The sequence below is a fragment of the Micromonospora sp. NPDC048935 genome (assembly GCF_043197875.1).
GTDB lineage: Bacteria > Actinomycetota > Actinomycetes > Mycobacteriales > Micromonosporaceae > Micromonospora.
The window spans coordinates 422,475-449,115 of sequence record NZ_JBICTZ010000006.1; the positions used below are offsets into that span (position 1 = coordinate 422,475).

General features: G+C 67.3%; 14 protein-coding genes and 2 pseudogenes. 11 read left to right on the forward strand and 5 right to left on the reverse strand.

What is annotated here, in order from left to right; translation table 11 throughout:
- Positions 1-2 precede the first annotated feature (2 nt).
- The 5 genes and pseudogenes from ACGFIW_RS19525 to ACGFIW_RS19545 form a co-directional block, all read left to right on the forward strand.
- A complete protein-coding gene (locus ACGFIW_RS19525; RefSeq protein ID WP_393317362.1) occupies positions 3-1,451 on the forward strand; it encodes a TIGR02710 family CRISPR-associated CARF protein in 1,449 nt (482 codons plus the stop codon).
- 957 nt (positions 1,452-2,408) lie between these two features.
- A pseudogene (locus ACGFIW_RS19530) lies at positions 2,409-2,831 on the forward strand (transposase family protein); the annotation flags it as partial.
- Positions 2,811-3,086 (forward strand): hypothetical protein, encoded by a 276-nt coding sequence (locus tag ACGFIW_RS19535; protein WP_393317432.1) that lies wholly within the window; start codon positions 2,811-2,813, stop codon positions 3,084-3,086. The pseudogene ACGFIW_RS19530 and the gene ACGFIW_RS19535, both read left to right, overlap by 21 nt.
- Positions 3,062-3,385: a hypothetical protein gene (locus ACGFIW_RS19540; RefSeq protein WP_393317365.1), complete on the forward strand. Its 324-nt coding sequence runs from the start codon at positions 3,062-3,064 to the stop codon at positions 3,383-3,385. Before ACGFIW_RS19535 ends, ACGFIW_RS19540 begins: the two co-directional genes overlap by 25 nt.
- A 987-nt stretch (positions 3,386-4,372) precedes the next feature.
- Positions 4,373-4,520 (forward strand): annotated as a pseudogene (locus tag ACGFIW_RS19545) (IS256 family transposase); the annotation flags it as partial.
- 81 nt (positions 4,521-4,601) lie between these two features.
- Here the strand turns inward: ACGFIW_RS19545 and ACGFIW_RS19550 are convergent.
- The 5 genes from ACGFIW_RS19550 to ACGFIW_RS19570 form a co-directional block, all read right to left on the reverse strand.
- On the reverse strand, positions 4,602-5,915 hold the full coding sequence (locus tag ACGFIW_RS19550; protein WP_393317368.1) for a TIGR02679 family protein: 1,314 nt from the start codon (positions 5,913-5,915) through the stop codon (positions 4,602-4,604).
- Positions 5,912-10,096 (reverse strand): TIGR02680 family protein, encoded by a 4,185-nt coding sequence (locus ACGFIW_RS19555; RefSeq protein WP_393317370.1) that lies wholly within the window; start codon positions 10,094-10,096, stop codon positions 5,912-5,914. The genes ACGFIW_RS19550 and ACGFIW_RS19555 overlap by 4 nt, the downstream gene beginning before the upstream one ends.
- 17 nt (positions 10,097-10,113) lie before the next feature.
- Positions 10,114-11,349: a TIGR02678 family protein gene (locus ACGFIW_RS19560; RefSeq protein WP_393317373.1), complete on the reverse strand. Its 1,236-nt coding sequence runs from the start codon at positions 11,347-11,349 to the stop codon at positions 10,114-10,116.
- A gap of 1 nt (position 11,350) precedes the next feature.
- Positions 11,351-12,937, reverse strand: coding sequence for a TIGR02677 family protein (locus tag ACGFIW_RS19565; RefSeq protein WP_393317376.1), 1,587 nt, complete (start codon positions 12,935-12,937; stop codon positions 11,351-11,353).
- 482 nt (positions 12,938-13,419) lie between these two features.
- Positions 13,420-16,242, reverse strand: a complete 2,823-nt coding sequence (locus tag ACGFIW_RS19570) for an AAA family ATPase (protein ID WP_393317379.1) — start codon at positions 16,240-16,242, stop codon at positions 13,420-13,422.
- A gap of 103 nt (positions 16,243-16,345) precedes the next feature.
- Between ACGFIW_RS19570 and ACGFIW_RS19575 the strand changes: the two genes are divergently transcribed.
- Genes ACGFIW_RS19575 through ACGFIW_RS19600 form a run of 6 tightly spaced genes read left to right on the forward strand, consistent with a single transcriptional unit; the run spans position 16,346 to position 26,631 of the window.
- Positions 16,346-17,146, forward strand: coding sequence for a hypothetical protein (locus ACGFIW_RS19575; RefSeq protein ID WP_393317382.1), 801 nt, complete (start codon positions 16,346-16,348; stop codon positions 17,144-17,146).
- Complete coding sequence (locus tag ACGFIW_RS19580; RefSeq protein WP_393317385.1) at positions 17,143-18,273, forward strand: hypothetical protein; 1,131 nt, start codon at positions 17,143-17,145, stop codon at positions 18,271-18,273. The genes ACGFIW_RS19575 and ACGFIW_RS19580 overlap by 4 nt, the downstream gene beginning before the upstream one ends.
- Positions 18,270-19,784 carry a hypothetical protein gene (locus tag ACGFIW_RS19585; RefSeq protein WP_393317388.1) on the forward strand — a complete coding sequence of 505 codons (1,515 nt, stop codon included), beginning with the start codon at positions 18,270-18,272 and terminating at the stop codon, positions 19,782-19,784. Before ACGFIW_RS19580 ends, ACGFIW_RS19585 begins: the two co-directional genes overlap by 4 nt.
- 60 nt (positions 19,785-19,844) lie before the next feature.
- Positions 19,845-22,169: a DUF262 domain-containing protein gene (locus tag ACGFIW_RS19590; protein ID WP_393317391.1), complete on the forward strand. Its 2,325-nt coding sequence runs from the start codon at positions 19,845-19,847 to the stop codon at positions 22,167-22,169.
- A 2-nt stretch (positions 22,170-22,171) separates the two neighbouring features.
- Positions 22,172-23,518: an AAA family ATPase gene (locus tag ACGFIW_RS19595; protein ID WP_393317394.1), complete on the forward strand. Its 1,347-nt coding sequence runs from the start codon at positions 22,172-22,174 to the stop codon at positions 23,516-23,518.
- 53 nt (positions 23,519-23,571) lie between these two features.
- A complete protein-coding gene (locus ACGFIW_RS19600; protein WP_393317397.1) occupies positions 23,572-26,631 on the forward strand; it encodes a BPTD_3080 family restriction endonuclease in 3,060 nt (1,019 codons plus the stop codon).
- Positions 26,632-26,641 lie beyond the last annotated feature (10 nt).

The following is a 26,641-nucleotide window of genomic DNA, read 5'->3' on the forward strand; positions in this document are numbered from 1 at the left end:
CCATGGGCGCGATCCAGCACGACGTCAAGCTGCGACGGATCCTGCGAGGCGAGGACCGGTGGGATGACGGATCGCCGTCGGACCAGGCGACGTCCTACTTCCTCAGAGAGATGCTTGACGAGGTGGTTACCCGAATCCGGCGGGAGAATCCGGCCCTCACCCGCCCCGTGGACCTGCTGATCAGCATGAGCGGCTTTTCGCCGCTCACCACGATCCTCGCATATGAGCTGATCCGTCCCACCCGCCTGCTCGTGATCTACTCGGCGCAGGCGGACGCGAGCATCGACTTCATCGGTAAGCACGTCGTCGGCGGCGGCCGCCTCCGGTACCAGGACTTTATGCATCGACCCGTGCAGCCGACCGATCCGCAGGGCGTGTACCGGGAGGTGAAGGACGTCTTGGCGAGATACGACACACCGGACGGGAGGAAGCTATCGGCGATTATCGACATAACCGGCGGCAAGAAGGTCATGAGCGCGGCGGCCGCCCTCGCCGCCTGGCAGCTGAACCTCGATCTCTGCTATATCGACGGAGAATACGACCCGGAGTTCCGTCGTGTCGTGCCGGGCGACGAACGACCGCTACTGCTGGCCAACCCGACCGCCCTCTTTGGAGAACAGGAGATGGCGGCAGCGCTGGAAACGTTTCGCAGCGGAGCGTTCGACAGCGCCCACGCCCAGTATCACGACCTGTGCGAGCAAATCGCCGAACCAACCCGCGCGCGTTTTATGCGCTCGGTCAGCGCCTTGTACCGCGCGTGGTGCGACCTCGATCTGTCGCGCCTACAAGAGTGCATCATGGCCGTCGACGTGGCACAGCAAGCGGCTGAGCGTGAACTGACCCATCAGACCAGCAAGACCATTGCTGATCAGTTAAATTTCCTTCGGGAGTTGACCACCGAACCACCGAATCCGGCAGCCCTTTTGGTCTGCTTCTTCGTATTAGGCAAACACTACCGAAAAATCGGGCGCCAGGACTTTGCCGCGTTGCTTTTCTATAGGACCATCGAGGGCTGCCTGGCGCGCCACCTTGAACTGACATCTCCGGGCTTCGCCTGCAAAAATCCCGACTACAGCCTCTTGGGCAGCTTGGATACCGTTGCCAGCGGCTACCAGCGGGCACTACAGGCTACAGGAGGTCAGCCCAGCAGCGAATTGCCATCAAGCATCAGCCTCATCCAGTCCGCCACCCTGCTCTACTCGCTCGGCGATGAGTTCGCGGCTAAAGCGAAGCTGAACACCCCCTCGGCGATCGCCAACCTGCGCGATCTAGCGGAGATCCGCAACAATTCGGTTCTCGCGCACGGATACCGCACAATCACCCCCGAACAATCCGAGCGATTGCGCGGTCGAGCCGATCACCTACTGTCGATATTCTGGCAGCTACACGGAACAGACACCGACGTCCGCGAACTATGTGGTCGACTACAGTTTATATCAAATGACCGATGAGCCTTCGTAACCACACGGGGCCCCGGCCGAAACCTCATCCGGCCTGTAGGAGCCGATGCCTGGGAGGTAGCGGGTCGGCAGCGGTCGCTAATTCGGACTCTCGCGCGACTGGCGATCGCCGCAGCATGGGTTTGTGACTGCGGTTATAGCGAGGACCGCTGCCTCGCTCTTGGATTGTCGGTGGGGCTAGCGAGTGGGTGGGGTTGTCCGGTCATGGCGGCCAGGGCGGTGGCGACGGCGTGTAGGTCAGCCTTGATGTAGGTGGTGGTGGCTGGGCCGGGTGCTGTCAGTGTGGCCGGCGTAGGCGCGGGCCACCCCATAGCCGAAGTGGCGCTCCACCCAAGTAAGAGTGGTATGGCGCAGCCAGTGGGTGAGATGCCCTGGGCGGCGACCCAGGACAGGCGTTCGCCGATGCGTTTCCACAGATGGTCGTATCGGCGACTGGTGAGCGCCCCGCCGTGGCGGAATCGCAGCAGGGCGTCGGTGGTTGGGACCGCGCCACGGTGTCGGGCCTGTTCGCCAAGGCTCGCTGCCAGGTCCAGAGTGATGGGCTGCCAACGCAGAGTCCCACCCTTCTCGGTCAGCCGGACAAGGCACGAACGCTGGTCGCACTGGCAACGCTACCTGCACTCACAGTGCGTCCCGGCCGATGACGGCTCGCTCATCATCCCGGCCGCTCTGGTCGCGAGGTGGACCGAGTAAATGTCGACCGCCTACGCCGATCTAACTGAGGCGGAGAAGGAGAGCGACCGGGAGCAGGTGCGGAAGTACCTTCCGGTGATCGACTCCGTGTTGCGGTCCACCGGGCCGCTGAGAGCCCGGCCAGCACTGCCGGCGACTTTCGCATCGGGGCCGCCGAGATTTGCGGGGACGCCGAGGTGGTTGGAGTGCACTCTTCGACGTGCTTGGACTACCCTCGCCGTGCTGGCGGCGTGTGCGGGCTGGCCCCCGCAGTGGCGGCTGGTCCGGCTGGTCGCCGAGCGTGGCGGTGACGGCATCGCCGACGGCCGGCCGGGCCCGCAGTGGGCCCTTGGCCTCGCCGATCGGGTGTTGTTGGTCGCCGCGTACTGGCGCACGAACCTGACGATGCGCCAGATCGGCCCGCTGTTCGGGGTGTCGCACTCCGCCGCGCATCGGGTGATCGACACTCTCGCGCCGCTGCTGGCCCTGGCGCCGGTGCGGAAGCGGCCGGTCGCGCAGATCGCGATCGTTAGCGGCACCCTGATCCCGGCCCGCAATCACCGGCTGACGGCCCGGAGCAAGAACTACCGGTACTCAACGAACCTGCAGGTCGCCATCGACGCCTCCACCCGCCTGGTCATCGCCGTGGGGGACCTGCAGCCGGGTGACCGCAACGACATGGTCGTCTACCGCAGCGCCGTCCTGGTGGTCATCGCGTTCTTCGAGTGGCTTGACAGTTGCCTGACCACGGCCGGCATTCGCGAGCCTGGCTTGACCCGGGAGGACCAGCTTGGCTTCGCCGCCGGCCGAGCTATAGAGACGCTGGTCGAGCGCTTACTGGACACGCCGGTCCCCCTGCCAGGGCCCGACCTTCCGTACGCGGGCCTCCTGTCGCTCTGTAGAGCTGGTTGGCCGACGAGGCGGCACGCATGGACCATCATCTCACTGGGCTAGCCGTCTGGGATCAGGCCGACGAGCACGCCCGTCGCATACTGGCTGAACTGCTTGAACGGCGGCTACCCGCTGCGCCCGTCGCCCGCTACGACGAAATCCATCGCCGCCTCGACGAGGAGATTCCCGAGTTTGCGCTCTGGGCCGAGAGCCTCGAGGCGCGCGCCACCTCTCGGGCCTGGAACGCCTCGAAGGGCTGCTGCTGCGGGTCGGCTCGGGCCGCGACCCGAGCCTTCACCGCGCCGAGTTGTCCCCTCCGACGCTGCTGCTCGGTCAGCGGGGCGCTGGGAAGTCCTCGCTGACCCGGATCCTCGCTGCCCGCCTGCCTGTCGGTGACTTCTTCGTCTGCTGGGTCGCGCTGCGCGAAGTGTCTGCCGAAGCCGAGATCCAGGACCAGGTCGAACGGGCCCTGCGCCTCGCAACCGGCGAGACGGTCTCTTGGGCAGAGCTTTCCCGCGACGCTGACGGCGCCCTGCCGGTCATCCTCCTCGACGGCTCCGACGAGCTCCTGCAAGCCACAGGCTTGCACCAGTCCGACTCCTGCAACAAGTCGCCAGGTTCCAGGAGCGGGAGGCAGCACTGGGCCGCCCGGTGGCGGTCATTGTCACTACCAGAATCGCCGTCGCGGACCGCGCCCGCCTGCCCGTCGGTGCCCTCGCCGTACGCCTCGAGCCATTCGACGAAGCCCAGATTGAGCGCTGGTTGACCGCCTGGAACGAGACCAATCCGCTCGTCAAACCCCTGACAGCAAACGTGGTCCTACACTTCCGCGACCTTGCCGAACAGCCGTTGCTACTGCTCATGCTCGCCCTCTACGCCGCCACTGGCCATGCTCTGCAGGACGACGTCCGGAGCCCTCGGCGCTGGTCAGCTCTACGAACGGCTGCTGGCCTCCTTCGCCGAGCGCGAAGTGCGACGGGTACACCTGGGTCGGCCCGACTCTGCCCTGCCGGGGTTGGTAGAACAGGAACTCCTGCGCCTGTCGGTGGTCGCCTTCGCAATGTTTCACCGCCTGCGGCTGTGGGCCGCCGAACGCGAGCTGGACGACGACCTCGCATCACCCCATCGCGCCCAGGCCGCACCGAGGCGTTCAACAGCCCGCTCACCGCCGGTCAGGAGCTGGTGGGGCGCTTTTCTTCATCCAACGCGTTCATCCAACGCGCTCAGGCCATTCAAGAGAAACGATCCGGTAGACGTAGGAGTTCCTGCACGCAACCTTCGGCGAATACCTCGTGTCCCGCGGTAGCAGTAGCTTGACGCTAGTCACTGTTTTCCTCTGACGAGTGAGGCGCTCCGCGTCGAAGTGTCTGTACCTGGTGACCCGATCCCTGGACCCCACTGGAGCAGGTAGAACCCGATGAACGATGCCCTGGAAACCGCATTGAACGCCTTCGCCATCACTTCAGCGACCGCTTCCGCGTCACTGAAACCTACTAACCAGGATCGCCGATAATACCGTTAGCGGGACAGGCCCGATCGCATGCTGTCGTCGCGGCCTGCCTCTGTTTGACGGGCGGTTCAGCTTTGCACAGGCGAGTTGGCACGCCCGGCGAGGTCGGGAAGCAGTGTGGGCAAAAGTGCTTCCTCGTGGATGGCAATGCCTTCGTGCTCCATTGCCGCAGAGAGTCCAGGTTCCCACGGTGTGGCTGCCCCGGCCCCGGACAGAGCGAGGCGGGCGTTGGCGTTCAGACTGCTTACTGCGTCTACGTAGTCGTGTGCTCCCATCCGCCACGGCGTTGCGCCGCGGGCAAACAGCCGAGCGGCGATGCGAACTCCGGGCCAGTCGAAGTCCCCGTGGTAGTTCACGGTCGCGCCGTCTGCGATCAGGCGAGATAGCAGTACGAGGCCGGCCGAGGCGGGGTTACCTGCGAAGCACAGCAGCGGCTCTGGGGCACTGGCGCGGATGGCGGCCTGCAGCACTTGGGGGTTCTCGCATGCGTACACCCGCTGGCCTGGTTTGGCGAGAGGAAGGTCGGCCATGGCGCGCAGCTCGTGCAGGGTGAGGTGAGTGACCAGCCCGAGGTCGGCGCGGTCCGTCATCATGGTCGACCATCGCTGTGTACCTGGCGGGCGCAGCGCCCAGACCATGACGGTGCCCGATACCTGATCTTTTGTTACGCCGACCGTTTCCCAGAGAGCGCGGCGCTCGCTCTGTGAAGTGGGTGCGGGTTCGCGTGCGGCCTCGGCGATTGCGCGTAACACCAGGGCGGCTGTGAGAGTGCCGTCGTCGAGCCCGTGCGCGTTTCCGGTGGTTGTGCTGGCGAGTTCGCCCAGCTCCCACCGGGATTCGACCAACTTCTCGCCTCCCGAAAGTACGGTGCCGTCGGCGATTTCGGCCAGGACGGCGACGGCTGTATTGACTGCGGCGTACGCGGCAGGTGCGCCGGCCCGGGTGAGCAGCCCGGAGCGTCGCACACTGCCGGCGAACGCGGGTGCCCATGACGCGTTGGCGAGGCCTGCCGCAGCGAGGCCGGTGTCGAGTGCGGACCATACCTGCGACCAGGCTGCCGCCTTCTGGTCGCGGGCAGCGGCACGGTCGACGAGCGGTCCGGTGAGGGCGCCGAGGACAGCGACGAGGCCGGCTGCGGCGGCGCTGCGGCGTAGCGCCTCGTCGAGTGCTGCCAGCTGTAGTCTTGCCGGGCCTGCGGCATATGGCCGGCGGAGCAGACCGCCGAGCCGGGTTGCTGCCTCTTCATTGAGGTCAACGCTGATTGTTCCGGTGAGCTGGAGCCGGTTGCGTTCCAGTCGGTGCCGGGCGCGTTCCCATACCGGGGTCAGTGACTGGTGTCCGAGGTAGGCGCGCAGGCGGTCGGGCAACGGGGCTTCGGTCATGCCACTGACCGTAGGTGCCGACTGTGTCCGTCCCAGTGCACGTGGGTGGTGATTGCGGCGCTTCCTTCACGGCGACGGACCTCGTACACGTCGAGCGACGGCACCTGTGGGTAGCAGCCCCAGAGGGCGTGGCCGGTCATGGCGAAGTCGATGTCGAGGCGTACGAGTAGGCCCATCAGTACGCCGATGGTGCGGTTGTCGACTTTGGCGAACGCGTCGTCCAAGACGATGAGCCGTAGTGCTCTGGAGGTGTCGGGCAGGCCGGAGAGGTAGGCGTCGACGGCCGCGAACAGGGTCACGTAGGACACGAAGCGGGTCTCGCCCTGTGAGAGCTTCGACCGTTTGCTGATGCGCCGCTCTTGTCCTGCCGCGGGGCCGCGGATGATGACTTCGACATCGTGCCATGACCGGTAGTCGAGGGCGGATTTGAGGTGAGCGGTGTACCCGGCGTTTGCGTCGACGTTCATCTGTCCGTCAACGCGGGCTTTGAGCAGGTCGATGAGTTCGGCGTTGTCAGCCTCGGAGCGAACGTCGTTGGCAACGGCGATGAGTTCGCTGATCCGGGTCAGGGCTGATGTGGCGTCGGATTTGAGCGTCCACTGCACCCGGACGCCGATGCCGTGCGAGGTGTGGATGGCTCGCAGGCTGGCGTTCATTGCCTTGATCAGCTTATGCGCTTGGCCCAGTCGTCGCTGAAGCTCGTCGGCGACACCGTCGAGGATGAACTTGGTGAACACTTGACGTTCCCGGTCAGACAGAGCCGTCCGGCCTTCGTCGACTTTGCGCTGCAATGTGGTGTGTGCGGCGGCGATGGTGTGGGTGCCGGCGGCGTCGACGAGGTCGACCAGCCGAACTCCGTCGGTCACGGTGGGTTGCACGTCGAATGTGCCGGTGAGGTCCTGTTCGAGGCGTTGTTGTGCGCGTACGACGGCGGTTTCGTCAACGGTTGGGCCACTGCGGTCGACGGTGTCGGCAAGTTGTCGGGCCGCGGTCTCCACTGTCGCCGGGTCGATGGAGACAGGGTCTGCGGCCGGCAGGTGTGGGAGGGACTGGCCTGGGTTCAGGGCGGCTTCGGTGATGCCGGGCAGGGTGGCGACACGGTGCAGCCGGGCTACCTCGTCCGCTAATGACCTCCGCGCAGCGCTGGCCTCCTCCTCCTTGTGCTTGGCAGTCACCGCTGCGGCGGCGACTTGACGTCCCAGTTCACCCTCAACCTTCCGGGTGTCTGAGAGTGTGCGCTTGGTCCGGCGGGCTTCCTCTTCGGCGGTCTTCAGTCGGGTGAAGACCGCTTCGGGGTCAGCGCCGATGGTTTCGCGTAGAGCACTCAACTCTACTGCCTCGTGGTGCCATAGCGCCCAGTCCTCGTCAGCGGTCGACTCGGCCTTCATCCGGTTTGCTGTGGCCTTCTGCACTTCGCTGACCCCGCGGATGTGTCGGTCGATGCATTCGCCGAGGTGGGTGAAGCCGTCGGCGAGCCGCGTGCAGGAGCCCGCAGCGGATTCGGCGGCTTGCCGTGCTGCGGCAAGTTCGTCGACGCCGGTCGGCACACCGGACGCGCGGCACATTTCGGCGTGTTGTCGGCGGCGGGCGTCGAGATCGCGGCGCATCCGCTCGGCCTCTGCGTGCAGACGCGTGGCCTTGGCGGCGGTGTTGCGGGCCTGCTGGGCCTGGGCGGCAGCGTCCGCTCGTGCCTGAGTCAGCTGTCGTGTGCGGGGTGCGGTGCCGAGGTGGGAGTCGAGCTGTTGTTGCCGAGCGGCCAGCGCGTCCCCTTCGGCCTTGTGTTGGCTGTCGATGTCAGCCAGTGCGTCGAGTTCGGTGGCGATCTCGTTGAGGCGCGTGGCGCGTGCGGCGGCGCGGGCCTGGGCGCCGATGTGCGAGGCGGCGGGTACGCGATGGCGTCCGGTCAGCGGGCCGTTGCCCCAGCTGCCGTCGCGGGCGACCCAGACGGGGGCGTTGGGGTCGTCCAGGGCGATTCGAGCGAGGACGCCAGCGGAGAGTCCGGGCTCGATCGGGCAGGTTGGGTCCGGTGCGAGGACGGTGCTCAGCGGTCGGTTGACGGTCGGGCCGGTAGCGGTGAGCAGGATCTGGCCATCGGCGGCGGTGACGGCCCCGTCGGGAGTGAGGTCGGCGGTGAGGAGTCCGGCGGCGTGCAGCGCCCCTTCGATTCCGGCCTTGTCGTCGTCACTGAGCTTCGGGTCCGTGAAGTCGACGGCACGCCACAGCGGCACGCACCCGGTGGGAGTCGAAGTTTGCCAAGGCGCCCGTGCCGGTTCCGGATCCCGTTCCCGGCGGAGGTCGGCTGCCTCAGCGTGCAGGGCTTCCCGACGGTCGGTGACGTCCTTCTTCCGCCGCTTGAGGTCGGCGCGGCCGTCGGATATCCGCTGCCGGGCCGGCCGGGCGGCCTCGTCGGCTGCCCGGTCGAAGCCGTCGAGCGGCATGCCGTCGTCAACGGCGAGGGCCTCGATGTCGACCAGGACCGCCGCGAGGGCGGTTGTGTGCCAGTCGACTGGTCCGAGGAGTTCTTCGGTGGCGGGGTCGGCGACCCAACTGCGCCAGTTCACCGCGAGGCTGGCTGCGACGTCGTCGCGCCGGACGGCTGCTTGACCGGCTTCCTCGGCGGCGATGTCCGCTTCGTCTCTGGCGTCGCCGGCACGCTCCTCCGCGGCCTCGACCTTGCGCATCTGGTCCCGCAGGGCCACCGCGGTTGCATGTCGGTTGAGGGTCTGACCGGCTCGGTCCTTGGCGGCGCGAGCGACGTGGCGAGCGGTTTCGGCTGCCCGTCTCGGCTCGTCCGGAGTGAAGGTGAGAGTTTTGGGCGTGGGACGCCTGACCGGGCTGGGCGCGCTATCGCAGTCGGTGCGGACGCTTTCGGTGGTGGAGGGTTCGTCGTCGATAGTAGCGGTGGCTGCGGCGGGCAGAAGGTCGGCGGTCAGACCCGCCTTCGTGAGAAGGTCACGCGCTTCGGTGAGGGTCTGCGCAGCGGCGCTTGCTGCGGCGATCACTTCACCGGCGCGTTCGTCGGAGGTGGCGACCAGGCCGGCTTCGGCGTCCCGTGATATTCGGGCGTTGGTCAGTGCCCGTTCGGCGGTCTGGTGGAGTGCCGCAATACGTCGCTCGGTTTCGATGAGCTGCTGGGCGTCTGTGTACTCACGGGATGCCTTGATGCCGCGGATCGTCGCGTCGAGTTCACCGGCACGGTCCGCCAGCTGGTTCAGCGTGTCGGCAGTCTGCTTATGCTGCGCCTGCAGATGCTCGTATTGGCTGTGGGCGTCGTCTGAGTCCCGCGCGCTCCGGCGCGCACTCGCGGCTGTGGTTTTCGCTTGGTCGTTGGCGGCCAGCAGCACCCCAGCGGCGTATCGACGGTAGGTCGCCAGGAAGGTGCCCACATCGTTGGCCGCCGTCTCCAGCCGCTGCTGGGCATCGCGTGTGTCTGACAGCGCATCGAGTTGCTGTCCGGCGGCGGCCAACGCGGCCTCGGACAGCGGCGGCAGCGCGTCAGAGACGATCGCCGGGAGCAGGCCCGCTTCAATGCGGTTGCCGACGTCGGGGTTGCGCAGTACGTGCAGCAATTGCAGCAATCCGGCGTAACGTTCGCGACCGGAGTCACCGGTAAGGGCGAACACCTGGGTGCGCACTCGCTCGCGGTGTGTCTCTGCGGTGTCGGTGACCCGGTCAGAGCCGATCTTTTCGGCAAGCCGGTCACGCGATAGCGGTTCGCGGCTGTCGTCCAGCAGGTGGAGATCGACTCCCACCCGCAGGGGGGTGATGAAGTACCAAGGTTTCGCCTCGGCGGTGGCTTTCGAGAACCGGATGAAGGCGCCGAGCGTAAGGTACTCGGTTTCCGAGTCATCGGACTCGCCGATGAGTTCCAGCCACAGGTATCCGACGCGATTACCGCCAGCCTTTTCACCTGCGCCAGCAGCCATGAGGTCTTCAAGGCGAACCTTCTTCGCCCCGGAAGCGTCGATGTTGCGTCGATCGGCGTCCAGCAGGTAAGGGAGAAGCATCTCCAGGGCACGGCTCTTACCGGCGCCATTCGTGCCGCGCCAAATGATCCGCCCGCCGGAGCAGGTGAACTCGGAGTCGTAGTAGTACCACACGTTGACGATGCCGCCACGGTTGATGCGCCATCGCGACGGGTGGTGCTTGGGGGGAGTTTGGTCGAGGTCTTCGGCGGCCATGGTCGGAGCGGCGGGGGTCACAGACTCTCCAAGTCAAACAGGGACGGTGCGACGGGGGCGTCGGGTTCCAGACGCTCGTGGGCGCGAGTCTGGGAGGGCGCGAGCTGCACGTCAGGACGGTGACGAGCGGCGGCCGGGTGCAGGACCAGGCCGTCTTCGGTGGGGTCGGCGAGGCTGAGCGAGGTGAGGACGGATATGGCATCCCTGCACAGCACGCTGGGGTGGGAAACGTGCTCTGGGCCCCACATCTTCTCGTGGCGAACCGCGAGGTCTCCGACAATCTCCGTCACCTGCGGCCACGGGCACAGCAACCCGGGTACCTGGCGGCCGTGCAGTTCTGCGGTCTTGCCTGCGGTCGGCTTGTGGACCCGCAGTAGCTCGTCAACAAGTAACAGCGCGGCCTGCTTCACCTTGCCGGGACCGGGGAATTCGACATCGGACAGGTGCCGGTCGGGGTCGTAGGCGAGTGCTCCCTCGGCGCGGACCTCGAGCACCAGGCCAAACAGGTCGTCGAGCGTGCGGGTCAGGTCAGTGCGTTCCCGAGACAACACGTCACGCTCGGCGTCGGTGAGATCTTCACGGCGCACCAGGGGGTTCTCAACCAATTTGCGGCGCAGGCTGCGTCGAGGTTGCTCCGTCACATCGGGGCTCGATGTGACCAGCGCCTCTGGGCCGTCAAGCGCGGCAAGAGGCCGAGCCAGCAAGTGCGGAAGCATCTGCCGATGAACGGTCAACAGGGCTTCTTCCTGACGCTCTCCCCAGCCGCTGATGCTGCCGTCCGTCTCCTCGATCACGCCCCAGGCGATCAACTGGCGTAGCGCGGCGACGAGATGCCGTTGTTCGATGCGTGAGTCGTCGAGGTCGATGCCCACCGTGGCGGCGTCCGCGCGCAGCTGTTCGACCAAGGCAGAGGCGAGCACCTGCTCGCCCGTGTCGGGGGCGAGTACCGCGGCACATATCAATGCCAGGTATGTGTAGGTGCGAGCCGTGAACTCTCCGCCGCTGTTGCGGCGGGCCGGCCGGACAGGTGCCGCGGCCGGTAGCGGAGCCTTGACGAGGCGGGCGAAAGTCGGCTCAACGACCAGGATGTAGCCAAGCGCGGTCGCAAAGCTGCTCTTGAGCGCTGCGGCGTGGTGGCGAATCAGCGCGAGGGCGTCCGGGTCGGTTGCCGCGGTCAGCAGCGGTGTGCGCAGTAGCGCCCGTGCGGCGTCTCTGCGTTGGGTGACCTCATGGGCAACAATCGATACCGCCACTTCAGCCGTCCGTTCCGGTTGCCGCACCGGGAGCGCTTCCCGATGCGACGCTGTCGATGGCGGTGACCTCGAGGATCAGGCCGTCGATCGTCAGATCGCCGTCGAGGGCGTGTATCACGCTGGACCGGGCGGGTGCGCGTCGCGCGTGCAGGATGAATCCGAGGTCGGTGTCGGCCCATTCGAGCGCGTCGCTGTCGTCCTGGCCCATGGCGAGCAGCTCGCCAAGCCTGTCGAGGGCCATGTCGCGGGCTGCGGGCGCGATCCGCACCCGGTCAAGGACGCCGGCTGCGATGAGTTCCGCCGCTGCGGCCTCATCGCGCTCACGCTCGGCGCGTGCCTCGGCGAGCTGGATCTCGCGTTCCATCGCCACGTCGGGAACCCGGGCGGTCCTCCCTCGGGCTGCGCGATCGCCTCGCTCGCGCAGCGACACCGGCACGTCGACCGGGTCGGCGTCCCACCACGAAGTCGAGGCGCTGGCACGCGGGCTGACCTCGTCCGGGCCGAGCAGCAAATGCCGGGCAGGATAGACACCGAACGCCGCGGCGAACAGCCGATGGGCTTTCTCTGTCTCCGCAGTGGTGTCGGCATCGGCGAACCAACGAGCCAGTCGCAGTAGATCTCCGCGGCGCGACACACCAGTGCCTGCGGCCGCCAGCATTCGTTTGGCATTGGCCAGCAGTTGACCGAGGGCCTGTTCGGCTGCGGCGCGCAGCTGCTGCGGGCCGGATCGGCCGTCGTGCCCGCCGTACCAGGCGGCGAACTCTTCCCAGTCGGCCCGGGTCCGGCCGGGTAGCCGCTCGGCCGGCGAGCCATCCGGGCTAGTCATCATCGGAAGCGTCGCGAGGACTCCGAGCAGTGCGTCGAGGTGGTCGACCAGGGCTGCCGCGCGAGCTGCGACCGCCGGTGAGTGCCGCGCCACGTCCGCAGTGATCAGATCGACGTACGACAGGAGGAGTTCCTTGAACGCCGCATATTCGTCGCCGACCAGGTCATAACGGGAGAGGACCTGATGTAGGTAGGCGTAGAAGTCGCGGACGCTGTCGGTGAACAACTGCTGGCTGGTGAACAAAGTGGTGACGTCGGCGGCGAGTGATTCGGCATCCACAGATCCGGGCGCGTCAGAAAGCCGGGTCTGGATGCGGTCGAGCGTCTCCGCCATGCCGCCGAGGAGCTCACGAGCGACCTCCCGCACTCCGGTCGTGGCACGCAGCAGGTCCGCGACCTGGCGGTGTACCCGGCCACCCAGCTTGGATACCTGAAATCGAGAACGAGACCGTAGAAAATCGGCAACCGTAGCTACCCGGCTGTCGCGTACCGACCGAACAAGGTTGCCCCACCCCTCCAGCTGCCGGCACCTGGTCTCCACGTCGTCAAGAGCGAGGCCGATTCCCCGTTCAGCGAGTTGCGCGGCAACCTCGGCGGCCGACAGGTCGGTGAGCAGGGTGTCGGCGAACAATCCCATGATCGCGATGTACTGGCCGCGCACAGCCGGGTCGTCCGCGGTCGCATACCGGTACAGATCGAGGCGATCGAGATCTGAACGGTCCCCCACGCCAACGCGATCATCAGCGCCAAACTCGTCGCCCATCACACTCCCTGATGCCACCGCGTCGCTGCCCGCGAACACTACGGTGAGCCTCTGACACTCCCGACCAGCCACTGAAGGTACTCGATTGGCTACCGTAGACCGGGATGCTCCTCCGGCGCCGTCGACCAAGAGGCGCCGGCCACCCAACCGGAGCGCCCGCCGCGGAGCCCCGCAATTGCGGCCCGCGCAGCGCGCCAACACGCTGACGCAGGCGCCCCCACATCCCGCCCTGGTCATGTCGCTCTGCATAGCGATCTGGCTCAGATATCGGGACCACGTCCGCAACGAATCCCCCAGGTGCTGAGTGGAGTCTCTGGCGCAGGCAGCGAGAGGTCGCTGGTGCCGCGACTGCACCCGGACTCCGCCACCGCCCACCGACCTGGCGGCCGCAGGCGGCCTCCGGTCATCGACGCACCGCGTGCGTCCCACGTCAATCCTGGTCATCGGATCCCCGTTCGCGCCCACCCTGTGCCGCAGCGAGGTCACTGATGATCGTTGCCACCATCTCCCGCAGACGGCGCAGTTCCCCTGCAGTGAGGCCAAGCTCGTAGCAGTGGTGGTGGCCTGCTCGAGACAGCGCCGACCAGGCGTATCAGGCGCGGGCGGCGATCGACCGGCCAGCGTAGCGGTCGAGGATCAGGAACTGGGGCGACCGGGCCCGCATCGGCGAGACCTCCGGGTGACAGCGCCGCCAGTAGTCGTCCATGGCAGCCTCGAGCGCGAGCCGAAGGAGCCAGGCGCAGGCTCGTGGCCAGGCGCCGCGCGTGCCCCGTACGACGCTGGACAGCAGCTGGTCGGCAGCCTCCAGCCAGTTCTGCGGGACGGCCACGAGCTGACCGGCCGTCATCGCAGGTGCTCCGCAAGTCGGCGTGCGTCCCGCACCAGCACCTCGAGATCGAAGGTGCCGGCCCATGTACGCCTTGCTTACAGGCATGGAACGCATCACCGGCCCAACCACCGAAACGGTTGATTCGGCCGAGCACATCCTTACCGCGGTGCAGATCGCCGAAGAGCGCCAGTGCGGTTACCTGGTTGAGCGTCAACGCCTTCTCGATGAGTTCCTCCACGTCGCCGTGTCGTTCGCCGCGCGCGATCCGCTCCCGCCGGATCCGCTCATGACAGGCGGCCTCAAGAGCCGAGCGGCAGAACCCGGAAACCAGGGGGTAGCGTGCGTTATCGGGCAGTTCCTCGGCCTTGAGGATCGCGCTGGCGTCATTGAGGTACCGCTCGACAGGGTCGCTGTTCTTCCGGATTTCCACTACCGATTCGTCCCGCCGGGTGACCGCCCAGATGGTGGCCTCGATGCGCAGCCGGCGTACCGCCTCGGGCAGCCGGTTGTCGTGGGTGAAGACCACGACCTGCCGGGTCTCCGCCAGGCTGGCCAGCACCTGCGCCAGGCCGTCGACCTTCGACGGGTCCATGCTCTGGACCGGGTCGTCGATGATGACAAAACGGAACGGGCTGTCGTCGGCGCAGGCACGAGGCATGAACACCGACAGACCGAGAGCCTGGAGCTCGCCCTGGCTCATGACCGCCATGGCGGAGGTGGTGGTGCCGTCAACCTTGGCGGGGAAGGAAATCTTTCGGCGGGTGTTCGTGCCGTCGAGGCGCATCCCGCTCAGTTCGACGTTGCTCTCCTGACGTAGCTCGTCCCAGATCTCCTGGGACCGCTGAGCAAACGGTTGGAACCTCTGATCGCGCAGCGCGCTGATCGCGCTCTTCAACCAGTCCCGGGCGGCGTTGACGCGCTTGAGCTTCGCCTCGTTCTCGGCGGCGACCCGTGCCCGGACCAGCCAGTCCTCCAGAGCTACGGCGTGCTCACGCCAGGTGTCGTGGCGGTGCCGAAGCCAAGCGCTCGCCGCCTCCTGCAAATCCGTCAGCGCCTCGAGCAGCGGCGGATAGGTCGCCTGAAGGTCTCCGGCGATTTGGTCGTCTGAAAGCTGGCCGGTAGCAGGGCGGAGCTCATCCGCCCGTGAACGGAACCGCTTCACCACGTCAGCCTGGTCGAGGGCGCCAGCCAACACCTCCAAATCGTCGGTACTGATCCGCCGGTCGAGGTCGAGCAGCCTCGCGACCCGGGCACGGGCGTCCTGAAGCCGTCGGTGCCCCTCCTCCACGGCGACGGCGTCGCGCTGAAGCTTCTCGAGAGTCTCGCCGGCGTGAGTGCGCCAGTCGGCGTCCAGTGTCCCCGAGCCACAGACGGGGCAAGGGCCGTCACCGTGCTCGTCGTGAAAGGCGACTGCCATGCGGAGCAGTTGGGCCGCCTGATCGGCCGTGCCGGCCCGGGTGGCGCTGAGGTCGGCGGCCTGTGCTGCCGCAGCCGTCAGCTCATTCGACACCTCGTTGGCGTAGGCCACGTCCGGAAGCGCTACGGCGACCAGGCGGCGAGCCGCGACCGCAGCCGGGTCGCTGACGTCGCTGCCGGCGTCGGCGAGTTGCTGGTCGAGTGCATCGAGGTCGGGGGCCCGCTTCGCGAGGAGCGCGAGCGCTGTCTGGGCCCGTGGGTCGTCTACACCGGTGAGCGCGGCACGGAGCGCGTCGCGCGCCGACCTGACGAGGGCGATCTGATCACTGAGATCTTTGCGAATCCGCATCAGCCGCTTGTCGGCGTCGAGGATCGGGTCCATGCCGAGAATCGGGGCCAGCGCGTCGAAGAGCCCGCTGGGCGTGGAAGTGACGAGTCGGGCGAGGTCGCTCGCGGTGAGGAACGGCCGGTAGACCTCGAGCGGTTGCTGCCATCCCAGCTCGGCCGTCTTCTCATAGCGGTTGCCGTCACCGGCCAGGATGTTGCTGACGCCCTGGTGTGCCTGCGTGTGGTCATCGCGCCACGAGCGGCGTACCCGGATGGGTTTCGCGGCTCCATCGGCGCGCAGCAGCACCTCGATCTCGCAGGGCGACCCGCAGTGCAGATTTCGCCAGCCGTCCTTGAAAACGCTGTTGCGGTCGGCCCAGCGCACGCTGTCGCCGGTCAGGGCCAGCTCGGCGGCTTCCGCGTAGCTCGATTTGCCCGAGCCATTTCGACCCACGACGAGGCTGAGCCCCGCGTGCGGCTGCAGCCGGAGGCTCTGCTGTGGACCAACTCCTCGGAAGCCTGCGACGGAGATCGACTCGAGGTAGAGCGGCTGTGGACGCGGTCTCGTCGACGGGTCCCGGGCAGGCAGTTCGACGGCATCTCCACCCAGAACGGCCGCAAGCTGCCCATCCCCAACGTACGCGGCGAGCACGAGATCTACGAGGTCGTCGGGGACGTTGTCCTCGGCCAACCGGTCGAAAACCTGGTCAAGTAGCGACTGGTCCGGGGCCATACGGGTCTCCCTTCAAGGGCCGACGGTAAGTACTGTTGCCCACACCAACAACCTCCCCGACGGGTGATTGCTGGAATACACTGGAACTTGTACCATGCTCCTCATGGCCGAGTCCATAGAATGCCTCGAGCGTCGGATTGAAGACCTGCGAACAGCGGTTCGTCGGGCCGTGATCGCGCGTGACGCCGCCCGAACGCGAGCGATGCGGGCTGAGCTACGAGCCGCCGAAAGTGAGTGGGAGAAGGCGCTCGCGGATCTGGCCGACTCAGCAGAGGATCACGCCTCAGCTGCCAAGTCTGACGCGCCGCTGGTCCCGGTGCGCGAGCAGGTGCACCATGCGCTCACCCTGCTGTCCGTGCCGGCCGCACCCAAACTGATCGCCGAAGTGCACGCCGCCTTCTATGGTGCCGGAGCTACTGGGATCGCGGCGGGCAAGCTCACCCACCTGCGCCGCGACGAAGAGCGGTCCTTCCGCACGGCGCGGCATTCCCGGCCGTACTACCTCTGCTCGGCGCTGACCGCTGAGCACCTGGCGCCGGCCCGCGGCCTGCTCGCCGTATCTACCTGGCCACTCGATCGGCGCATCATCGGGCCACTAAGCCCGCGTGTCGACTTCCTGACAGCTGCAATCAGAGTGGCGGAACGGGCGACCAGGATGTCTGAGCAAGATCCGAGCGTCGGTAGGCTCCTCTGGAGATTTGCGACCACGATTCCGGGGGCGGCCAAACCGCATGGAGGGGTAGACGCGGTCACGGTCACGGAGGCGGCTCAGGCCGAGCTCGAGGTGCACGCGGCCGCCGACCAGTTGCAGCGAACGGCTGCGGCAGAGCGTGCCCGCCGGCAGATGAACGAGGCCGAGCAGCTTTTCGGCAGCAAGCTGCACCTACTCAGGGGGACGGCATGACCAACGTCGGCCAGCGATTGGCGACGATCCGAGGTGGTGGTGCCGCGAGTCGCCACAACGCTCGAACCATCGCCGCCCTGACCACTAACCCGGGCTGCGCCCGCAGAGCGGTGCTTGACTGCGCCAGTGTCGACAAGCAGCGCCTGGCCGCCTACATCGACTACCCGGCCCGGTTCGGTCAGTCGCAGTTCGCGATCACGCGCGGCAATGCCTTTGAGGCGCAGGTCAAGGCTAACGGTTGCGCCCAATTGCTGCAGTTGCTGCGAGAGCGGCTCGACCTGGAGATTCCCGAGGTCTCCTACGACGACTTGGAGTCAGTCGCCGGCCGTGAGAGCCAGGACGTCCGGTACGCCCGTTCACGCGCCCTGCTCACCCGGGCTGCGGCCCAGGCCGAAGGAGCTGGCACGCTCTTTGACCACCCGCTGCTTCGTCTCGAGGTAGCCGGCCAGCAGGCGTACCTGGAACCGGACCTGATCGCGTTCCAGCACGACGGTCAGTTCCACGTCGTGGAGATCAAGTCGTTCGCGGTCATCGATGGCCAGGCAGACTCGGGCAAGGTGGCCGGCGCCGCGATCCAGGCCGCCGTCTACGTGCTCGCCATGCGTGAGCTGCTCGGCGAGGCAGGGTTCGATCCGGAGATCGTGTCGCACGATGTCGTGCTGGTCTGCCCGCGAGACTTCTCGAACCAACCGATGGCGGTGCGGATCGACGTCCGCAAGCAGCTCGCCGTACTGCGTCGGCAGCTGTCCCGGATGACCCGGATCGACGCGCTGCTGGCCGATCTGCCGGCCACCCTCACCTTCGACTTCGCGCCCGACGACAACGGGGTGCCCACCCGTTCGCCGGCCTCGCTGGTCGCCGCGCTCGAAGCCGTCGAGGCCCGGTACTCGCCGGAGTGTCTAGCCAGCTGCGAGCTCGCATACTTCTGTCGGCATGAGGCTCGCGGCTGCACGGCGGCGCTGGGTAAGTCCGCTCGGGAGGAGATGGGCGGCATCGAGCGGGTGGAAACGGCGCTGGCTATCGCCCGCAACCAGCTCGCGCCGTCGGAGGACCAGGAGGAGGCCGCCGACCTGCTCCGCGCCGCCGCGCGGTTGCGGGCTGAGTTGATAAGCGGGGTGGCCGGATGAGCACCCTGACCAGCCTGGCGCGGGCGGAGGCCGTGGTCGAGGGCGTCGCCCAGCGGACCACCACTGTGCGCCACCTGCACGTGGCCGATCGGCCTCTGGTGTTCATTCCGCTCACCATGGCGGGCGAGGCCAACGCGCCGCTTGCCGCGATGGTGGGCGATGACCGGAATAATCCGACGCTGCAGATCGTGCCGCAGCCCCGGAACCGCGACCAGCGGTTCGCGTTCGCCGCCGAGCTGGCTGGGGTCTTCGTTCCCTACGTCCACAGCTTCTACAGCGATGTGGAAGCGGTGCCGACGAACAGGGGCAAGGACACTCGCCACCGGTACGCCGACGCGCCACAGCTGCTCGTCCCCAACCCTGGTGGGGTGGGCTTCACCCGGCTCTTCGGCCGGTCCACCCGGTTCCGCCGCACCGACGGCGACTACCCGGTGGATCCGTCGGTGCCGCTGCTCGGGCGGTGGCTGACGTACTTCTTCGAGCGTGCCGAGCACCCGGGGTCCTCGGCGCTTCTGGCGATGACTCAGTCGCTCTCCACGCACTGGGCCACTGGGCAGAGCCCACTCGAGGACGCCCAACTGGCCGCGCTCCTGGCCTGGATCACGCCCGCGCCGGGCATGACCGGCGCCGAAGCGGCCGCCGCGGCCGAGGATCCCGTGACCTGGCCGCCGGCCGGTCCGGCGACCGACCCGACTTTCGACAACGAGGTGCTGGCTCCGGCCATGGCCGCGTACGACCGGGCGGTGGCCACCGATTCCCAGGTGGCCCGGCGTCGAGACGAGCTGGAAGACATCCTGCGCTCGCAGCTAGAGCCGACCTGGCGACAGATGTGGCAGGCAATCTCGCTGCTGCGGGAGCTGCCCGCCGGAGCGCACGTGCCCAGCCGCTGGGCGGAAGACCGGGACGCCTTCACCAGCTTCACCGCGTACCTCGACGAGGGCGGGTTCCCGCAGCCTCGCCGCGACGGAGCGGTTGTCGCGGCCCGAAAGCTGCACCGCATGGAGCGAGCGCTGACCTCGTACGACGTGCAGCGCGCCTACGACGATCCGATGGTGATGGCCGACTACCGGCTCACCGGTGAGGCGTTCGTGGGCGAGGTGACGACCGCCCACCCGACGCGGATTGACGACAGCGGGAAGCGGCGGGCGTTGCGGCCATGGATCGCGGTGACCACCGCCGACCCAGTGTTGGTCACGCGGGGCACGACGTTGTTCTCACCCGAGCAGCCCAGTGGGCAGAAGGCCCGGGTGATGTCGGTGGCACAGAAGGACGATGGAACGACCGCGGTCGTGCTGGAGCTGACCGGCGGGATGGGCCGCTCGCTTACCCCGGCCCCCGGCACTGTGCCGGAGGTGGGAAAGCGGATTTGCTACACCACACTTACCGACTCCTTCATGCCACCGGGCGCCTTCCCGTCTCGGGAGGAGACGCCGTGGACCCACGGCGGCCCGCCGGCGCCGTACGAAGACAGTGCACCAACCGCCGATGACGCCCGCGAGGAGTGGTCGTGATGTTCGGCCCGCAGCACCGCTAGTCAACGATCAACCGTTCAGATCCGTGGGGGAACTGAGTTGAGCAAGTTGGGCACCATCCTCGACCAGATTGACTCTGGCACCGTGCTGTTGCCCGAGTTCCAGCGCGGCTACGTGTGGAACCGGGATCAGGTACGCGGCCTGATGCGTTCGCTCTACCTCGGCTTCCCCGTAGGCGGGCTGCTGGTGTGGGAGACGGAAGCCGACCATGGCTCGGTGCGGGGAAGCACCCACGTCGGCGGCGGCGTAAAGCTGTTGCTTCTCGACGGGCAGCAGCGGATCACGTCCCTTTACGGGGTGGTCCGCGGCAAGCCGCCGGCGTTCTTCGAGGGGGACCCCGCAGCCTTCACCGGCCTGCGGTTCAACGTCGAAGAGGAGACCTTCGAGTTCTACGCGCCGGCGAAAATGAGGGACGATCCGACCTGGGTCGACGTCACCGAGCTCTTCGTCGATGGCATCGAACCGCAGATCGGCAACCTCACGTCGCACCCGGACACCATGCCGCACTTCGCGACGTACATGGGTCGGCTCATCCGGCTGCGCAACATCCTCGAGCGAGAGTTCCACCAAGAGAAGATCACCGGCGCGGACATGGGTGTCGAGGTCGTCGTCGACATCTTCAACAGGGTCAACTCGGGCGGCACGAAGCTCTCCAAGGGCGACCTTGCCCTCGCCAAGATCTGTGCCGACTGGCCCGAGGCCCGCTCGACGATGCGCAAGCACCTGGGCACTTGGTCGACCGCTGGGTTCCAGTTCAGCCTTGACTGGCTGCTGCGAAACGTCAACGCGGTAGCGACGGGCCGGGCCCAGTTCGAGTTCCTGGAGGGGGTCGGATCGACGGACTTCGCGACGGCTCTAACCGCTAGCGAGCGCTACCTCAGCGGGTTCCTTGACGTGGTCTCGGGGCGGCTCGGTCTGGACCATGACCGGGTACTGATGGGTCGCTACGCCTTCCCGGTGGTCTCCCGTTTCCTGCACCTCAACGGCGGCACGTTCGCCGACGCCACCCAGCGTGACCGGATGCTCTTCTGGTACATCCACGCCGCGCTGTGGGGCCGCTTCGCCGGCTCCACCGAGACGATCCTGACCCAGGATTACGACACGGTCGCCCGCAGCGGCATCGACGGCTTGATCACCAGCTTGGCCCGTTGGCGCGGCGGCAACCTGGTGATCGATGGGCAGGACTTCGAGGGCTTCGGCCGCGGCTCCCGTTTCTACCCGCTGCTCTACCTGCTCACCCGGGTGTTGGGCGCCCGCGACTTCGGCTCCGGCCTAGAGCTCAAGAGCGAGATGCTGGGCTACCTCACCTCGCTGCAGGTGCACCACATCTTCCCCAAGGCGCTGCTCTACAAGCACGGCTACGGCCGGTCGGACGTCAACGCCGTCGCCAACTTTTCCTTCCTGACCCAGCAGACCAACCTCGCGATTGGCAAGCGGCCGCCGGAGGACTACTTCGCTGAGACCCAGGAGAAGCACCCCGGCGCGCTCGAATCTCAGTGGATCCCGACGGACCCGCAGCTCTGGCGGCCAGACCGCTACTTGGATTTCCTAGCCGCCCGGCGAGAGCTGCTGGCCAACGCCGCCAACGGGTTCCTCGCCGGCCTTCGAGACGGCACGAAGCCGGCCACCGAGCAGCTGCGGCCGGTGGTTGTGGTCACCGAGGAGGAGGGCGACGACGTCCGCGCGGGGCAGGTGAAGGCCCTCGTGGAGGAGCTCGTCGGCGCTGGCTGTGCCGAGCCGGCGCTGGACAGTGAGATTGCCGATCCGGCCACCGGTCGGTCGCTGGGCGTCGCCGAGGCGTATTGGCCGGACGGGTTGCAACCAGGGTTGGGTAACCCCGTCGTGCTGGAGCTGGACACCAACCCGGAGCTGGCCCGGATGGAGGAACTCGGCTACGAGGTCTTCACCTCGGTCGACGCCCTCCGTGGTTACGTGGCCCGGCGCAACGAACAGGCGGCGGGACTCAGCGACGCCGACGGTGAGGTTCTCGGTGAGAAGCCGGAAACCGAAGCCGCTGCGGCTCTCGTGCCGACCCAGCCCGGCGGCGACCAGGGGACGGCCCCAGACTTCGAGCGGGCGATGCGCGGGGTGTACGAGGCCGCGCGGCGCGAGGCTGGCTACAACGCCACCTACTTCCTCGGCATGATCGCCGAGCACGGTGGGCTCGCCACCGCCAGGAAGCTGCTCGCCAGCCCGGTCGTCTCTGACGGGTTCGCGGCGCTGTGGGAGCGCGGGCGACTCGACCTCACGGTGGAAGCCCTGGTGGTCAAGGACGAGTACGAGTCGCTCTTCACCCCGGACGAGCTCGACATGGCCCGCCACCGGCTGCGTCAGTTCGACTTCGACACCGCGACGCGGCGGTGAGCATGACCACCCTGCTCTTGCCGGACGCGCCGGCGGACCCGCCGTCGGTTCAGGCCGAGCGGGTCATCACCGAGGTGCTAGCCGACCTGCGCTCCGGCCTGCACGACGGCGTCGTGGTCGACTCGCCGCCCGGGGCCGGCAAGTCGACCCTCGTCGTCCGCGCCGCCGCCGAAATCGCCCGCGCCGGCGAGGCGCTGATCGTGATCGCGCAAACCAACGAGCAGGTCGACGACCTGGTCGACCGCCTGGCGCAGAAGGCACCCGACCTGCACATCGGGCGGCTCTCGGCAACCGACTACGTGGCGACCGACCGGATCAAGCAGTACACCAGCGTCCGGGTCGCCGCGAAGGTCGCCGACCTCGGTGGTCCGTCCGTCATCATCGGTACGGCCGCCAAGTGGGCCATGGTGTCCGAGGGCCGCTGGCCGTGGGCAATCGTCGACGAGGCGTACCAGATGCGGTCCGACGCACTGCTGCGCGTGGCCAACCGGTTCGAGCGGGCGCTGTTCGTCGGCGATCCCGGTCAGCTCGACCCGTTCTCCACCGTCGACACCGAGCGGTGGACGGGGCTGACCTGGGACCCGATGCAGTCCGCGGTGGCGGCGCTGCTGCGACACAACCCCGACCTGCCGGTGCACCGGCTACCGGTGTCGTGGCGACTGCCTCCTTCGGCGGCGCCGGTGGTGGCTGAGGCCTTCTATCCCTTCACCGGGTTCCGGGCCGGCACAAACCCTGGCGAGCGGTCACTGTCGTTCACTACTTCTGCGTTCGGACACGGACCGATCGACGCGGCGGTGGAAACGGCCGCAGCGACGGGGTGGGGGCTTTACGAACTCCCGGCGCGGCACACGCTCCGTACCGATGCAGAGGCGGTCGCGGCGTGCGCAGCCCTGGCACGTCGTGTGCTGGAGCGGGGAGCGATCGCCACCTCGGAACGCGAACCGGGTGGCGCGTCCGTCACCGCGGCTCGGATCGCGATCGGCGCCGCCCACCGCGACCATGTCGCCGCGATCCGCAACCAGCTCGGCGCGGCCGGCGAAGACGTCACCGTCGACACCGCCAACCGGCTGCAGGGCCGGGAGTACGACGTGACGATCGTGCTGCACCCGCTGTCGGGACGGCGGGACGCCAACGCGTTCCACCTGGAATCGGGGCGGCTCTGCGTGCTGACGTCACGGCATCGCCAAGCCTGCATCGTGGTGGCGCGCGCGGGGATCGCCGAACTGCTCGACGCGCATCCGTCGAGCGAGCCGGTTCACCTCAACGTGCCGGTGAAGTTCCCCGACGGCTGGGAGGCGAACCAAACCGTGCTCGCGCACCTGGCAGGGCACCGCATCTCCGGCCACTGATCCCGCTCCAGCTAACGCCTGTTCCTGAACCAGCATCCACCAAAGGTGCCAACATGCCAGCCCCTTCCACACTCACCCCGGACCTCAGCAATCCGATCATCAACTCGCCGTATCAACCGCCGGAGCACTACTTCGAAATCGGTGAACACGGCCCCACCGGCACTCTCCTCCCCGGTCGCCGGCCAAGCGAGTCCTTCATCCCGGTTCCAGTCAGCAGGAAGGGACGCAAGGACGCCGTTCAGCAGGCCTTCGACTTCGACGTCACCGGTGAGCGGCGTGAGTCGAACACTTTGATCAATGACATCCGCCTTGCCGTGGAGCGGTGGCGCGCCAACAACTGGAACGGCGTCACGCCGTACACCAGGAAGCTGCTGGCCCACTGGGCGCCCGGTCCGCATCGGGACGACGCCGTACTGTTCTGCCAGCGCGAGGCGGTCGAGACCGCGATCTTCCTCGCCGAAGTCGCTGGGCGTCACGGCACGGCCGATTACCGGCGACGCCTGGAGCCGGAGAATCGGCTACACAACGACGGTCTGCCCAGGGTCGGTCTCAAAATGGCGACGGGGTCTGGCAAGACGGTGGTCATGGCAATGCTGATCGCCTGGCAGACCATCAACAAGGTGATGACGCCACGGGACACGCGCTTCGCCAAGCGCTTCCTCGTGGTGGCGCCGGGGGTGACGATCCGCGATCGCCTCGGCGTCCTCCACCCCGAACGGGACGACAACTACTACCGCGAGCGGGACCTGATTCCGTCTGACCTGTGGGAACCGCTGCTTCAAGCCCAGGTCCAGGTCGTCAACTACCACACCTTCCTGCCCAGGGATGCCAAGGAGATCCAGGGCGTCTCCAGCAACACCCGCAAGCTGCTGCGGGGTGGACGACCGGACATGCCCGATGCCTTCCGGGAGACTCCGGAGATGGTCGCCGGCCGGGTGCTACGGCCCTTCGGCTCGACTGAGGGTGGCATCGTCGTATTCAACGACGAGGCCCACCACTGCTATCAGGACAAGCTTCTGGAGCACCCCGACGACGACGCAGACAGGGAGGACGAGGATCGCAACCGTGAGGCCCGCGTATGGTTCCGCGGCCTGTTGGATCTGAGCCGCAAGACGAAGGTCAAGTCGGTGTTCGACCTCTCGGCGACGCCGTACTACTTGAAGGGCTCTGGCTACAACGAGGGCTACATCTTCCCCTGGGTCGTCAGCGACTTCTCGCTGATGGACGCCATCGAATCGGGCATCGTCAAGATTCCGCGAGTACCCGTCGACGACGACGCGGCCACCCGGCAGCCGGTGTACCTCAACCTCTGGGACAACATCAAGCCACCGCTGCCCAAGCGTCGGAGCAACAAGAGCGCGGATTTCGGGCCGCAGGGCTGGGTCATGCCGGAGACGCTGGAAGGGGCCCTCCGCAGCCTCTACCGGAGCTACGAACAAAACCATCAACGGTACGAGGAGACCCTGGCCGCAGCCGGCGAACCGCCGCCCGTGCTGATCGTGGTGTGCCCCAACACGATCGTCTCCAAGTGGGTCTTCGACTGGATCGCGGGCCGCGAGGTCGAGCACCCCGACGGATCGACTCGCCTCGCCGCGGGAAATCTGCCGCTGCTCAGCAATGTCGATGACGGCGTATGGACACCCCGTCAGCGGACGATCCTGGTCGACTCCGTTGCGCTGGAATCCGGTGCCCCGCTCGGTCCTGAGTTCCGCAGGGACGCCGCTCGCGAGATCAAGGCGTTCAAGCAGGCCTACCGCCTGCGCAACCCCGGCGCCGACGTCGACTCCCTCACCGACGGCGACCTGCTGCGCGAGGCGATGAACACCATCGGCAAGAAGGGCAAGCTGGGAGAGAACATCCGCTGCGTCGTGTCTGTCGCAATGCTGACGGAAGGCTGGGACGCCAACACCGTCACCCACATCCTCGGCGTACGCCCCTTCCGCAGCCAACTGCTCTGCGAGCAGGTGGTCGGGCGCGGACTCCGCCGGCGCAGCTACGCGGTAAACGCTGAGGGCCGCTTCGAGCCGGAGTACGCGGAGGTGTACGGCGTCCCGTTCGCATTCATCCCTAGCGACCGGGCCATGCCGAAGCCAAAGTTGACCCGGCCGGCGGTCGAGGTCCGCGCGCTGCCCGAACGGTCGCATCTGGCGATTCGCTTCCCGAAGCTGGACGGTTACCGCGTCGAGCTGCCCGACGAGACTCTGCACGCCGACTTCACGGCCGAGTCCCGCCTACACCTCGACCAGCGCGAGGTCGCCCTGTGGGTGCAGAACCAGGGCGTGGTGGGCGCTGCCACTGATATCGACCTGGAGGACATCCGTCTCGCGCGTTCCCAGCGCATCGCCTACTCGATCGCCAAGCGACTGATCGAAGAGGAGCGGTACTTTGCAGCGCACGCGGGCGTGGAGCGGCCGTGGCTGTTCCCCCAACTGATCGACATCTGCAAGCAGTGGTTGGAGCACTGGGTCACGACCGACCCCGAGGTAACGAAGGGGCACCTGCTGCTGACACAGGCGCGCGCCCGGGCCGCGGAGAAGGTCTACTCCTCGATCATCCGGCTGCAGGACAACCGCACCGCAGTACTTATGCCGGTCGTCCGACGCATGGACAGTGAGGGGTCCACGGACGACGTCCGCTACCTGACCCGCAAGGCAATCATGGATCCTCCGCCGGAAAAGTCGCACCTCAACCACGTCGTTCTCGACGGTGTGCGGGGTAATACCTGGGAGGAAGCCCTCGCGGAGATGCTCGAGCGCGACAAGCGGGTCTACTCGTACGTCAAGAACGAGCGACTCGGCTTCACCATCCCGTATGTATTCGAAGGCCGTAGCCACGAGTACGTGCCGGACTTCCTTGTCCGTCTCGTAACCGAGTCGGGCGACGTTGAGCGCACGCTCATCGTCGAGGTGTCCGGCGGGCGGAAGTCGCCCGGCCCCACCTGGGCCAAGGCCGACACCGCCCGGAACCAGTGGTGCGCCGCCGTCAACAACGCCGGCGACTTTGGCCGCTGGGGTTACATCGAGGTTGGCAACCCCTTCGACGCGCACGCCGTGCTTCACACCGCCATCGAAAACCTGTACACCGACCGGCCGATCATCGGCCTGCCCGCCTGATCCTGCGAAG